This window comes from Polycladidibacter stylochi, from assembly GCF_001562055.1.
In the GTDB taxonomy this organism is placed as follows: Bacteria; Pseudomonadota; Alphaproteobacteria; order Rhizobiales; family Stappiaceae; genus Pseudovibrio; species Pseudovibrio stylochi.
The window spans coordinates 25,904-38,944 of record NZ_LLWE01000014.1 but is presented as its reverse complement, the minus strand read 5'-3'; the positions used below and the strand labels follow the sequence as shown (position 1 = coordinate 38,944).

Annotated in this window: 10 protein-coding genes; 6 read left to right on the top strand and 4 right to left on the bottom strand. The window is 48.8% G+C overall.

The window, feature by feature from the left end:
• Positions 1-37: 37 nt before the first annotated feature.
• Both kdsA and eno read left to right on the top strand, forming a co-directional pair.
• Positions 38-883 (top strand): 3-deoxy-8-phosphooctulonate synthase, encoded by an 846-nt coding sequence (gene kdsA, locus AYK67_RS02160; protein ID WP_068081688.1) that lies wholly within the window; start codon positions 38-40, stop codon positions 881-883.
• A gap of 185 nt (positions 884-1,068) precedes the next feature.
• Complete coding sequence (eno, locus tag AYK67_RS02155; RefSeq protein ID WP_068081685.1) at positions 1,069-2,343, top strand: phosphopyruvate hydratase; 1,275 nt, start codon at positions 1,069-1,071, stop codon at positions 2,341-2,343.
• A gap of 19 nt (positions 2,344-2,362) precedes the next feature.
• Here the strand turns inward: eno and AYK67_RS02150 are convergent, their stop codons facing one another.
• From AYK67_RS02150 to AYK67_RS02135, 4 genes are all read right to left on the bottom strand, one after another.
• Positions 2,363-3,370: a M23 family metallopeptidase gene (locus AYK67_RS02150; RefSeq protein WP_068081682.1), complete on the bottom strand. Its 1,008-nt coding sequence runs from the start codon at positions 3,368-3,370 to the stop codon at positions 2,363-2,365.
• A 175-nt stretch (positions 3,371-3,545) separates the two neighbouring features.
• Positions 3,546-4,574: an L-glyceraldehyde 3-phosphate reductase gene (gene mgrA, locus AYK67_RS02145; protein WP_068081679.1), complete on the bottom strand. Its 1,029-nt coding sequence runs from the start codon at positions 4,572-4,574 to the stop codon at positions 3,546-3,548.
• A 95-nt stretch (positions 4,575-4,669) separates the two neighbouring features.
• Positions 4,670-5,452 carry an exodeoxyribonuclease III gene (xth, locus tag AYK67_RS02140; protein WP_068081676.1) on the bottom strand — a complete coding sequence of 261 codons (783 nt, stop codon included), beginning with the start codon at positions 5,450-5,452 and terminating at the stop codon, positions 4,670-4,672.
• Between the two features lie 42 nt (positions 5,453-5,494).
• The gene (locus AYK67_RS02135; RefSeq protein ID WP_068081673.1) at positions 5,495-5,824 is read right to left on the bottom strand and encodes a HesB/IscA family protein; all 330 of its coding nucleotides are present in this window, start codon (positions 5,822-5,824) and stop codon (positions 5,495-5,497) included.
• Positions 5,825-6,125: 301 nt separating this feature from the next.
• Here AYK67_RS02135 and AYK67_RS02130 point away from each other — a divergent pair, with 301 nt between their 5' ends.
• The 4 genes from AYK67_RS02130 (at position 6,126) to nagZ (ending at position 13,019) form a co-directional block, all read left to right on the top strand.
• Positions 6,126-7,343 (top strand): deoxyguanosinetriphosphate triphosphohydrolase, encoded by a 1,218-nt coding sequence (locus AYK67_RS02130; RefSeq protein ID WP_068081670.1) that lies wholly within the window; start codon positions 6,126-6,128, stop codon positions 7,341-7,343.
• A gap of 106 nt (positions 7,344-7,449) precedes the next feature.
• Positions 7,450-9,204, top strand: a complete 1,755-nt coding sequence (gene argS, locus AYK67_RS02125) for an arginine--tRNA ligase (RefSeq protein ID WP_068081667.1) — start codon at positions 7,450-7,452, stop codon at positions 9,202-9,204.
• Between the two features lie 77 nt (positions 9,205-9,281).
• Entirely contained in the window at positions 9,282-11,906 is a 2,625-nt protein-coding gene (locus AYK67_RS02120; protein WP_068081664.1) for an SPOR domain-containing protein, read from the top strand.
• A gap of 75 nt (positions 11,907-11,981) precedes the next feature.
• Positions 11,982-13,019: a beta-N-acetylhexosaminidase gene (nagZ, locus tag AYK67_RS02115; protein WP_068081662.1), complete on the top strand. Its 1,038-nt coding sequence runs from the start codon at positions 11,982-11,984 to the stop codon at positions 13,017-13,019.
• Positions 13,020-13,041: the final 22 nt, after the last annotated feature.

Genomic DNA, 13,041 nt, shown 5'->3' with positions numbered 1-13,041 from the left:
TACTTTCTGACTATAGGTTGTTAAGGAGAGTTGCCTCGTGAGTGAACCACGCTCTGAAATACGTGTTGGCAATGCAACATTTGCAAATAATAAACCTTTTTCATTAATTGCCGGACCTTGCCAAATGGAAAGCCGCCAGCACGCGCTGGAAATGGCACAGGCGGTAAAAGAAATCACCGACTCGCTTGGTATTGGCTATGTTTTCAAAGCCAGTTTCGATAAGGCAAACCGCACCAGTATTTCCGGTGGTCGTGGCATTGGTATGGCCAAGGGCCTTGAGGTTTTTGCTGAAATTAAAGAAACCTACGGCTTGCCAGTGATTACCGATGTGCATGAGTCGCACCAGTGCGCCCCGGTGGCAGAGGTTTGCGATATCCTACAAATTCCTGCTTTTTTGTGTCGCCAAACCGATTTATTGGTGGCTGCAGCTAAAACCGGCGCGGTGATCAACGTGAAGAAGGGGCAGTTTCTTGCGCCTTGGGACATGGTTAATGTACTTAATAAAATCACTCAGAGTGGCAATCCCAATGTGATGCTATGTGAACGCGGTACAAGCTTTGGCTATAACACGCTGGTTTCCGATATGCGTTCATTGCCCGCCATAGCGGCAACTGGTGCACCGGTGGTGTTTGATGCCACGCACTCCGTACAGCAGCCCGGCGGGCAGGGCGGCTCTACAGGTGGTCAGCGTGAGTTTGTTGCCGTGCTGGCACGTGCAGCGGTGGCCGTCGGTGTGGCAGGGTTGTTCATAGAAACGCATAATGATCCTGATAAATCACCAAGTGATGGACCAAATATGATTCCCCTGCACAAGCTTAAAGAGCTTTTAAGCTGGTTGCAGGAGTTCGACAAGACAGCTAAATCTAGCAGCTTTGAGCTGTGATATTTAACTGCCCTGTTAAAAATACGTAAAACTTACGTATTAATAGCCGGGTGCGACAATATTCTCGCTCGTTTTTCTTCATATGGACAAAACCAGACAGTTTGTCCTCTTTAAAGAAACTAGCGGGTGGGATAGAAGCACTTCGAGCCAATTTCTGAAACGCTACTGATACACTGGAGCATAAGATGACAGCTATCATCGATATTATCGGCCGCGAAATTCTCGACAGTCGTGGTAACCCGACTGTAGAAGTTGATGTGCTTTTGGAAGACGGTTCTTTTGGCCGTGCCGCAGTACCATCCGGTGCTTCTACCGGTGCGTACGAAGCTGTTGAACGTCGTGATGGCGGCGAGCGCTTCATGGGTAAAGGTGTTGAAGATGCTGTTGAATCCGTCAACGGTGAAATCTTTGACACAATCGGCGGCATGGACGCTGAAGATCAAATCAAAATCGATCAGGCAATGATCGAACTTGACGGCACTAAAAACAAAGCACGCCTTGGTGCTAACGCAATCCTTGGTGTTTCCCTCGCAGTAGCAAAAGCATCTGCCGAAGCTGCTGGCTTGCCACTTTACCGTTATGTAGGTGGTTTTGGTGCCCGCACTCTGCCAGTGCCAATGATGAACATCATCAATGGTGGTGAGCACGCTGACAACCCAATCGACTTCCAGGAATTCATGATTGCGCCAGTTGGTGCAAATTCCATCCGTGAAGCCGTTCGTATGGGTTCTGAAGTATTCCATACTTTGAAAAAAGGCCTTTCCGCTGCTGGCCACAACACCAACGTTGGTGATGAAGGTGGTTTTGCACCTGGTATCGGTTCTACAAAAGAAGCGCTCGACTTTGTTGTTAACGCTGTAGAAAAAGCCGGTTACTCTGCTGGTAAAGACATCATGATCGCGCTGGACCCTGCGTCTACCGAGTTCTTCGAGGATGGCAAGTACAACCTGAAAGGCGAGAGCCGTATTCTTGGTCCACAGGAAATGGCGCGCTACTATGAAGAGCTTGTTTCTGCATACCCAATCTTCTCCATTGAAGATGGCATGGCAGAAGACGACTTTGAAGGTTGGTCAGCTCTGAACCAGGCAATTGGCAACAAATGTCAGTTGGTAGGTGATGATCTGTTCGTAACCAACACCGAACGTTTGGCGATGGGCATCGAAAAAGGTCTTGCAAACTCCATTCTCGTAAAAGTGAACCAAATCGGTTCCTTGACCGAAACAATGGAAGCTGTTGAAATGGCCCACCGTGCTGGCTTCACCTCTGTGATGTCACACCGTTCTGGCGAAACAGAAGACAACACAATTGCCGACTTGGCTGTTGCCTTCAACTGTGGCCAGATCAAAACCGGTTCCATGTCCCGTTCCGACCGTTTGGCAAAATACAACCAGTTGATCCGTATTGAGGAAGAGCTGGGTGCCATGGGTCGTTACGCAGGTCACGCTGTTGTGAAAAAATAAATTTTGTCATCAAGACAAGCTATCGAAAAGGCCCGGTTTCGACCGGGCCTTTTTGTGTATGTTGCTGAGTTAATTTTTTACACAAAGCTGATTGCCTATGGTTCTCGATAATGGAGTTTCGCGCTAATTCTTTGCCTGAAAACAGCATAACAAGTGGGGAAGCATCGAATAGAAACATTTGACGTGAGAGGTGCTGGCCTTTTACGGCATGAATATGTAAATGCGGCTCCGTGGAGCGACCGCTATTGGCCACATATCCCATTATAGTTTCAGGGCTAACACTTTGCCCCTGTTTTACGTTTATATTTTTTGCTAAATGGGCATATATAATCGTGGCATAACCGCATTTAAGAGCAACAGAGTTCCCTTCTGGGGGGAGGTCTGTTTTTAGAGACGCGCCAATTTTACTGTCTCTAAGCCCGGTTGTTGTATGTTGAATTATTCCCTTGCAGCCGGCAAATACCGGTTCTCCATAAATATAATAGTCTGGTAGGTGATTGCTGGTTAAGCCCGAGGCTCGAGTTCCAAATGCGCCAAGCTTGGTGATATCAAGCGCATATCTTTGTGCGTTTACACCATGATGATGATTGTAAATTGCGTGTGCTCCGCCTTGAACCACATAGTAACGACCACATCTCAGAGGGAATTCAAAATCTATCACATCGCTTTTCGGGGCGCTATTAGTGTGCTTTGCTGGCAGAAAATAAAGCGTCAACAAAGGAGTACTAAACACAAAAAACACTAGCGTAAGTTTGCCCCACTGTGGCAGACAAGCAAGTTCTTTTGCTCTCGTTTGCCGCTTGTAGAGTGCTGCCAATAAAAAACATAGGGCAAGTACGATTAAATAAATTTTGGCAACCCAAACGCCGATGATGTCCCAACGTAGTATGGCGAGAAATATCATTGCGAGTGATAAGCTCACCGTGCTGACCACAATTAGATGAATACTGTTTTTTCGCAGATTAAACAAAGGAGTGAGTGCATTGTAGATAATTGCAATGCTAATTAAGTAAATCAAATAGCTCATAGGCTTCACCATATGCCCATAAAAGAGTGAGATTAAATACTTGGATATATTAGGACAGTAATCATTTTGACTCAAAAAAGCCACCATCCCGGTAAGGATGGTAGCTTGATTAAATTTTTTAACCCTACGGAATTACTTGGCCTCAAGCGAGGCGTAGGCCCAAGTGGCGTGTGGCCTAAAGTTCGGCAGATTCAGCCCAAAGGTTAATGCTCATATCTGCTGCATACAGATCAATTTGCTCCAGTTCCTCAGTGCTGAATTCAAGATTTTCCAGTGCACCAACGCAATCGAGAATTTGCTGGCTTGAGCTGGCACCGATCAAGGCAGAGGTAACCCGCCCACCGCGCAGCACCCAAGAAATCGCCATCTGAGCTAATGTTTGTCCACGCCCCAATGCTATTTCATTTAGTGCCTGAATACTGGCAAGGGTCTTTTCCGATAGGAATTTTTGTGGCAGTGACTTACCTTGGGACGCGCGACTGTTTTGCGGAATACCCTGCAAATACTTGTGGCTCAACATACCCTGCGCTAAAGGGGAGAACACAATTGAGCCGATACCAAGTGCATCCAAAGTGTCGAGCAGTTTATCCTCCTCCACCCAGCGGTTCAAAATCGAATAGCTTGGCTGGTGGATCAGGCAGGGTGTGCCTAACTCTTTAAGGATTGCCGCGGCTTCGCGGGTACGTTTTGCATTGTATGAGGAAATCCCCACATAGAGTGCTTTGCCTTGGCGGACGATTTGATCGAGCGCACCCATGGTTTCTTCAAGCGGTGTTTCCGGGTCAAAGCGATGCGAGTAGAAAACATCCACATAGTCAACACCAAGCCGCTGGAGAGATTGATCGAGGCTGGCAATTAAGTACTTCTTGCTGCCCCACTCGCCGTAGGGGCCTGGCCACATATCATAACCCGCCTTGGATGAAATAATAACTTCATCGCGATGGCTGGCAAACTCTTCTCGTAATATACGGCCAAAAGCCAATTCGGCAGAACCCGCTGGTGGTCCATAATTGTTTGCCAAGTCAAAGTGTGTGATGCCCCGATCAAAAGCTGTCCGGCACATATCGCGTTTGGTGATGTGGGGTGTGTCGTCTCCAAAATTATGCCAAAGGCCCAGCGAAATAGCTGGAAGTTTCAATCCGCTACGACCGCAACGATTGTATATCATCTGCTCATAACGTTCCGGATTTGCATGCCAATTCATTGTTCGTCTCCCACCTTGTTGTTTTTATTTAAACCAATAAAAATCGAGTAATGAAGAGCGCAATTATACTCGGCACAATCGCGGAGGTAATGTGGCTAATCGCGCAGCTGTACCCACACAGGTACATGGTCGGAAGGTTTGTCCCAACCGCGCACATGCCGGTCAATACCAGTTGCTAGCATCCTGTCACTGGCCTGTGCCGAAAGCAGTAAGTGATCTATACGAATACCGTTGTTTTTGGGCCAAGCACCCGCTTGATAGTCCCAAAATGTGTAGGTCTCATCTGCATCATTGGTTGCACGAATAGCCTCGGTAAAGCCCAAGTTCAACAAACGGTGCCATGCTTCCCGGGTTTGCGGCAAAAACAGCGCGTCATTCACCCAGCTCTCGGGCTTTTTGGCATCTCTTGCTTCCGGGATTACATTGTAGTCCCCCACCAGTAAGAACGCCTCTTCACGCTCCAGCTGCTTGCGGGCATGTGCTTCAAGACGTTCCATCCAGCGCAGTTTGTAGGGGTATTTTTCGCTATCAACCGGATTGCCATTGGGTAGGTACAAACAGCCAATACGCAACGGGCCGCTTTTTGTGGCAAAAACACCTTCAATGTAGCGAGCTTGCTCGTCGCTCTCATCACCGGGCAGGCGCCGGTTAACTTCCTCAAACGGGAGGCGTGAGAGAATGGCAACACCATTAAAACCCTTTTGCCCGTGGGTTTCTAAATGATAACCTAAGGCTTCAAAAGGCTCACGCGGGAAAGTTTCATCAACGCTTTTTATTTCCTGAAAGCAGGCGATATCTGGCTTTTCCTCATTGAGCCACGTTAAAACAGTCTCAATTCTTGCCTTAACCCCGTTAATGTTCCAGCTAGCAATTTTCATGAAAAACCCATGTAATTAGTGAATTTTATTATCGTGTTATGCTTAAACGGCAAAACTGGTGCCACAGCCACAACCAGCCACCGCATTGGGGTTATTAATTTGGAATGACTGGCCCATTACGTCCATGACAAAATCCACTTCAGCACCTTGCATAAATTCCAGTGAAAGGCTGTCAATGACCAATGTTTGCCCTTTGCAATCAATTTGTAGGTCATCATCTTCGCGTGTGGTGACAATATCATACTTGTATTGAAAGCCGGAACAGCCACCACCTTCCACACTTATACGCAATAAGCTTCCCTCAGGCTCCTTGGCGAGTATTGTTGCTATCCGTTTGGCAGCAGATTCTGTCACGGTAACAGTATTGCTCATCTATTTAAGGGTCCTTTGGCCATAACTTTTATTTTCGTATCTTCAAAGTGTTGAGTTGGGCAAAGCTCTTGAAAGGGGAAAGGCTTGCTTTTGCCCTACGATGAAGTACGCATACCCCAATATAAGCGCTTGGAAGCTATTTTAAAAGCTTTGACTTGTTTTTTATAATAAAAGCACACTAGTCTGGGGGCCTGTCATAACAGGATGTTTAAACAAAACTATCCTTTATCATAGTTATTTGGCATAGATGTTCAATCGGGCAACAAGGATGTGCTCCTTGCCATTTCATGGGGGATTAAAGATGGCCATTACATTAGGATACGGCGCTCAGGCACGCGCGCCTTATGCTTCTGACCCGTTTGCCACGCGTGATCGTCTGTTCAAGGAAGAGGCAAGTCCCACGCGCACACCTTTCCAGCGTGATCGTGATCGTATTATCCATTCAACGGCATTTCGCCGTCTTAAACATAAAACTCAGGTTTTTGTTTATCATGAGGGGGATCATTATCGCACGCGCCTCACCCATACTATCGAGGTTGCGCAAGTAGCACGTTCGCTAGCGCGTGCCCTACGGCTTGATGAGGATTTGGCCGAGTGCCTTGCCCTAGCGCATGACTTGGGGCACACGCCTTTCGGCCATGAGGGGGAGGATGTGATGGCCGAATCCATGGCGGAATTTGGCGGATTTGACCATAATGCACAATCACTGCGCGTGGTGACAGACCTTGAAAAGCGTTATGCACGTTTCGATGGCCTTAATCTGTCATGGGAAACACTGGAAGGGTTGGTTAAGCACAATGGACCATTGATTGATCGTGAGGGCAAACCGCTTGGAAAGTTTGCCGGAAAGGGGCTGCCCTTTGCTATTTATGATTATGTGAAAAAGCATGACCTCATGTTGTGGTCATGGCCGAGCGCTGAGGCGCAGGTGGCGGCTATTGCCGATGATATTGCCTACGATTCCCATGACCTTGATGATGGACTGCGTGCGGGCCTGCTAACCTTTGAAAGTATGCGCCAGGTTCCGTTTCTGGCCAGATTACTTGATGAAATAGATACGCTTTATCCTGGTTTGGAAGATGGCCGCCGCATCCACGAGCTGGTGCGTCGCTGCATTACGGTGATGGTTGAAGATGTGATTGCTTGTTCAATCAAAAATCTGGACCAGCTTGCTGCTGACAGCGCCTCTGATATCCGGATGGCCGATCATGCCGTTGTTGGTTTCTCCCAGTCAATGACAGCTGATGAAAAGCAGCTAAAAGATTATCTTTTTGCCAATCTGTATCGCAATGAAAGCGTGCTGGCTGTACGCAAGCAAGTTGCCAAAGTTGTGCGGGATTTGTTTGCCAGCTTTATGAATGACCCTAGATCGATGCCGCAACCTTGGTCAGACGGGTTAACGGGTTTACCGGCTGCACTGGTTGCACGCCGTGTTTGTGACTATATTGCCGGCATGACAGACCGGTTTGCACTTGAAGAACACCGCCGGTTATTTGACGATACGCCCGAATTGGTTTAGTGCGCTGTACAACAGTTTTGAACCGCTTTGAAGCGATAGACCGCTAAAGGTGCCTGGCGCTTTCACGCTGGTTTTAAAGGGCTTCTCATTACTCAGGCTTAAAAGAATGAACATCTATGCTGAATTTGCCCAACGGGTGAAAAATATTGTCTCACAATTGGAGTTCGCGCCAGAAGGACAAGAGCTTGATCTGTCCCGAGTTACTGTTGAGCCGCCCCGCGATCCGGCACACGGTGATCTGGCAACCAATGTGGCCATGCTGCTTGCCAAGCCGTTAAAAATGAAGCCGCGCGATATTGCCGAGCGGGTTGCTGCTGCTTTGAACGAAGACAGTGATGTGGCATCGGTAGCTGTTGCTGGCCCCGGGTTTATTAATATCCGTCTTGAACAAAAAGTTTATTCACGCATTGCAAAAGAGGTCATTGAAAAGGGTAGGGAGTTCGGCCGTTCAAAGCTTGGCGGCGGGTTGAAGGTCAATGTTGAGTATGTTTCGGCAAACCCGACAGGACCAATGCACGTGGGCCATACACGCGGTGCGGTTGTTGGTGATGCCCTTGCCAATTTGCTTGCCTTTGCCGGTTATGATGTAACCCGTGAATACCTTATTAATGACGCCGGTTCACAAATTGATGTCCTCGCCAATTCCACATATTTGCGTTATCGCGAAGCACTTGGCGAGGATATCGGCGCCATTCCTGAAGGGCTATATCCTGGTGACTATTTGATCCCTGTAGGGCAAACACTTGCCAAAGAATACGGTCCGAGCCTCAAAGATATGCCGGAAGCGGAAAGACTTGCCCTTTTGAAGCAGGTTTCTGTGGATGCCATGATGAAAATGATCCGTCAGGATTTGGAGTTGCTCAATGTGCATCATGACGTATTCTTTTCTGAAAAAACGATGCATGGGGAAAATGGCTCTATAGCCACCAGCTTGAAAGAGCTTCGTTCACGTGATCTGGTTTATGAAGGAACTTTGCCACCACCGAAAGGCGAAGTGCCAGAAGGGTGGGAAGACCGGGAACAAACACTGTTCCGCTCCACAATTGCCGGTGATGATATTGACCGTCCTCTTGTGAAGTCTGATGGCAGCTATACGTACTTTGCCGCCGATGTGGCTTATGCCGCTGATAAACTTAAGCGAGGATTTAAACAGCTTATTTTTATTTTGGGCGCTGACCATGCCGGTTATGTGAAGCGTTTGGAAGCTGTGGGTAAAGCAATTTCTGGCGGCGAGGCGGAAGTCATTGTGCGCATGTGTCAGCTTGTCAAGCTGTATCGTGGCGGTGAACCGGTGAAAATGTCTAAACGCTCGGGGAACTTCATTACACTACGTGATGTTGTGGAAGAAGTTGGGACAGATCCCGTAAGGTATATGATGTTGTACCGTAAAAACGATGCGCATCTTGACTTTGACTTTGAAAAAGTTACTGAGCAGTCAAAAGACAATCCGGTGTTTTATGTTCAATACGGGCATGCGCGCTGTCATAGTGTACTTAGACAAGCAAAAGAAGAACTTGCAACTTTAGATTTGTCTGCCGATTCTTTGGCATCTGCCAACTTTGATTTACTTGAGGATGAGGGCGAGCAGGCGCTGATTGCCAAAATGGCACAATGGCCAAGAATTGTTGATAGTGCGGCTGAAGCGCACGAACCACACCGGTTGGCGTTCTATCTATATGAGCTTGCAAGTGCTTTGCATGGCCACTGGTCACGTGGCAAGGAAAAGCCGCAATTACGCTTTATTAATGATAAAACGCCAGATTTGACTAAAGCACGACTCGCAATGGTGTATGCGGTGTCACAAGTCATAGCTTCAGGGCTTACAGTTCTAGGCGTGGCGGCACCGGAAGAAATGCGCTAACGGGTCGGTCAACTCGTAGAATTTGAGTGGTTCGCGGCGGGCTGCGAACCATTGTTACAGGGGATTATTTCATCGTCATGACAAACAGCTCTGATACGCAAAGGCCAGTCCAAGCCGCCCATGACGCCAAAGCAGCCGAACTGCAAAACTCCTGGGAACAGGAAGATGATCCCTTGGCTGAACTGGCCCGTTTAATGGGCGAAACCGCGCCGCAAACAGCAGATCAAGCTGCCTTTAACCAAGGCGGGTATGCGGCGCATGATCAAGACAACACGCAGCAGGGAAATGTTGGGCAACCATATGCGGCGCATGCTCAAGAAGCAGCGGCTTATGATTCTCAAACGGGTATTGGTGAAGTTGTTGCTGCAGCTCCCGCATCGGCTCCACAAGCGGCCTATGACAACCAATCCGGGTATGTTGGCACTGGTAGCCACGAGGCCGATCCTTTTGCCGATGTCAACTTCGATCCTTTTGCAGACCCGTTCTCTGAGGCGGCTGATGCGCGGCCTATTACCTCGCAAACTGCATTATCCACAGAAAAAGTGGTAGAGGCGCAAAATAATCAACAATTTGCCGACTTGAGCCAAGCGGTGAGTGACTATCGGCCATCACGTGGGCCAGCTGCACACATCAAAAGCGCTCATATCGCTTCGCCTTTACATGCTGTGCCAGAGTTGCGCGGCGCATTGGATGAAGAAACACAAACGCCGCAAGTTACCAATCACTATGAGATTGCGCAGGCCGATAAGCCCATGGTGGTGGGCGGGAAGCCAGATTTTGTCAGTGATTTGCCACCAGTCCCCAAGCCCGAGCGTGCTATTGAAACACCCAGCCAAGATGCGGGCACGCCAATAGATGGCTTTGCGGATGAGCTGGCAAAAGACTTGGAAGAAAGTGTAAGGCAAAACCTTGCGGTTCCTGAAGAGCTAGCTCAAGAAGTGAAGGCTCCTGCAGAAAACGAGAATACCGCACAATCTCGTCATTACATGTCACGGGCAACGCCCACAGCCGGGCAGGCAACCGTGAGCGGCTTTTCTGCGACGAAAATGCAGCGGCCTGTTGAGCCTCTGCCGCAGCCACAACCATTAAGCAACGAAAAAGCACCGGCGCAACAAAACTTCACCCCGGATTTATCTGGGCTTGAGGATGATTTAAGTGGTTTGCACCAAGAGCAGCCGCAGAGCCGTCCCGTTCACATCGAAGAAGCTGCTGAACACGATGCCCGTGCTATGGAAATGCCAGTTAAGCAACCTTTGCAACCGCAGCAGGATCAGCTTCGTGCCTCGGCTCAAGCAGAGCAACAAAGCGACGATTTGGAAGAGTTGCTTGCTGATTTAACCAAACCGGCTGTACCGCCACAGGTTAAAGTCAAGGCAGAAGACGCTGTGGAAGTGCCGCAGCAAAAAGGTTCACAAAGCCATGAGGATGGTCAAATTGACGATATGGCATGGCCGCAAGCCGTGAACCATATTGAAACGCAAGATGACGATTTATTTGTCGAGAATCAGAGCCAGCCTCCGGTTGGCGGTTATGATCTTGATGCTGTTGCGCAAGAAATGGAGCAAAACGACCCCTCGTTACGTGGCGGAGTTGTGCCACAACCTGCTAAGCCATCTGTGCAGGCAAATAAAACGGCGCGCCCAAAAGGTATGCGTAAAGGGCTGATGGCAAGTGCGGCGATGATTGCCGTACTGATTGTTGGCGCGACAGGGTTTGCCTTGCTTGATCTGGGCGGCGAAGAAAGCGACGTGGTTGCTGTTCCTCCTGTAATAGAGCCCGATCCATCGCCAATGAAGGAAATGGCTGCAAAGCAACCGGATGAGGACAAAAATCAGGCGCAGCTGCTACTTCCTTCGCAATCGGATGCAGCACCTGAAGGTGAGCAGTTATTGCCAAGAGAAAATGCAGAGGTGGATCCACTACCTCCAGCACCCAATGCTGTGAGTGAGCCTTTGATTGTTAATGCTCCTAAAAAGGTGCGTACCGTTACTGTGCGCCCTGATGGTACAATTGTCACGGGTAGTAATAGTGGTGGGGCAGCGAAAACAATGGCTGAAAAGCTATTGGAAGCCCAACGCCGCGCTCAAATGGAACAAGGTGTAACGCCAACGCCTGTGCAACAGGTGGCCAGTAATGCGCAGGAGATTCAGCAAACCATTGCAGCTCAAACTACGCAGCCGCTTCCTGTACCGGAAAACAACAGTGCGCAAGCTTTAACAACGGCTTCTGTGGGGACAACACAGGAAACATCACCAACAGCATTGCCAGCAAGTACCTGGCCTCAGCGTAAGCCTGTTGGTGCTGACGCAGCAGCGGTGAGTACTAGCTCGCAAAATACTCAGGGACCTCTCGATTTAACATCGCAAAGCGGCTTCCCCGAGCAACGTGTGGCAAGTGTGCAACCAGCTGCTCAACAGCAAACAACTCAAACAGGCGCTGTAAATTCATTGCAGGGTTCGCATGTAGTGCAAATTTCATCGGTGCGATCTGTTGAGTTGGCGCAAGGGGAAATCCGTTCTTTCAATCGCCGTTTTCCGCAGTTGATGGACCAAGTCTCGCCGGCAATCGTACGCGCTGATTTGGGGGATAAGGGCATATATTATCGTGTGCGCATTCCTTTCAATAGCGCTGCGCAAGCCAATGATTTTTGTGGTCAGTTGAAAAATGCTGGTGGCGATTGCTTTGTGCGGCGTAACCGTTAACGCGTGTAAATGAGTGTTGGGATATATTGTAAAAGGTCGCAATAGCGGCCTTTTACATTTTGGTTAAGAAAAACAATGCTAGCAAAGTCATTTATTAGTGGGTGTGCAGGGGTAGAGTTATCTACGCAAGAGCGCGAGTTCTTTAAACAGCATAGGCCCTTTGCGCTTATATTGTTTGCACGCAATATTGAAAGCAGCGAGCAGGTTCAGCAGCTTACTACAGATTTCCGCCATTTGGTCGAGCGGGAAGATGCCCCCGTTTTCATTGATCAAGAAGGTGGGCGCGTGCAGCGCTTTGGACCGCCGAAATGGCCGAATTTTCCGGCGGCTGCCACATGGGGCGAGTTGTACCAGCTTGATAGGGAAAAAGCGAAAAGGGCCGCTTTTTTGCATGCGGCTCGTATTGCGGTTGAATTGAAGGCAATGGGTATCAATGGCAATTGCATCCCTTGTCTCGATTTACCCATAACAGATGCAGACCCCATAATTGGTCGGCGTGCATTAAGTGCGGAGCCAAAAGCGGCGGCTGCCCTTGGGGCTGAGGTTATGGCCGGTTGCTTGCACATGGGTGTTTACCCAGTCATGAAGCATTTGCCTGGCCATGGTCGGGCTCTTGTTGATAGCCACCATCAATTGCCAGTTATTGATGCCAGTATGTCCCAGCTACGTGCAAGGGACTTTATCCCCTTTATGGATTTGTCTTATGCGCCTTTTGCCATGACGGCGCACGTGGTGCTGCCACATGTGGATGCGGAGTTACCGGCAACATTTAGCAAAAAAGTGGTGCAAGAGATCATTCGCAAGGAAATCGGCTTTCAGGGCTTGTTGATGAGTGATGATCTAAGCATGAATGCTTTGCAAGGTACTGCTCAAGAGCGAGCTTGTGGTGTTTTGGCAGCTGGTGTTGATATGGTGCTGCATTGCAACGGGGATATTCTTGAAATGCATGGTGTTGCGTCAAGTTGTGACTACCTACAGGGTGAGAGTTTACAGCGTGCCGAGCGTGCCATGGCTGCGCTTTCGCCTGAAAGTGCTTCAAATTATAACCATGAGTTGGCGAAAGAGGTTGTAAGCGAGTATAATCAATTTATGCATGAGCTTGGCTTGAGCTAATTTCTATCAATTGTAATGGAGT

Bases quoted from the DNA above. Each gene is read 5' to 3' on its own strand.
- nagZ (WP_068081662.1), top strand. From the start codon at position 11,982: ATGCTAGCAAAGTCATTTATTAGTGGGTGTGCAGGGGTAGAGTTATCT.
- xth (WP_068081676.1), bottom strand. From the start codon at position 5,452: ATGAAAATTGCTAGCTGGAACATTAACGGGGTTAAGGCAAGAATTGAG.
- mgrA (WP_068081679.1), bottom strand. From the start codon at position 4,574: ATGAATTGGCATGCAAATCCGGAACGTTATGAGCAGATGATATACAAT.
- argS (WP_068081667.1), top strand. From the start codon at position 7,450: ATGAACATCTATGCTGAATTTGCCCAACGGGTGAAAAATATTGTCTCA.
- AYK67_RS02120 (WP_068081664.1), top strand. From the start codon at position 9,282: ATGACAAACAGCTCTGATACGCAAAGGCCAGTCCAAGCCGCCCATGAC.
- AYK67_RS02130 (WP_068081670.1), top strand. From the start codon at position 6,126: ATGGCCATTACATTAGGATACGGCGCTCAGGCACGCGCGCCTTATGCT.
- eno (WP_068081685.1), top strand. From the start codon at position 1,069: ATGACAGCTATCATCGATATTATCGGCCGCGAAATTCTCGACAGTCGT.
- AYK67_RS02150 (WP_068081682.1), bottom strand. From the start codon at position 3,370: ATGAGCTATTTGATTTACTTAATTAGCATTGCAATTATCTACAATGCA.
- AYK67_RS02135 (WP_068081673.1), bottom strand. From the start codon at position 5,824: ATGAGCAATACTGTTACCGTGACAGAATCTGCTGCCAAACGGATAGCA.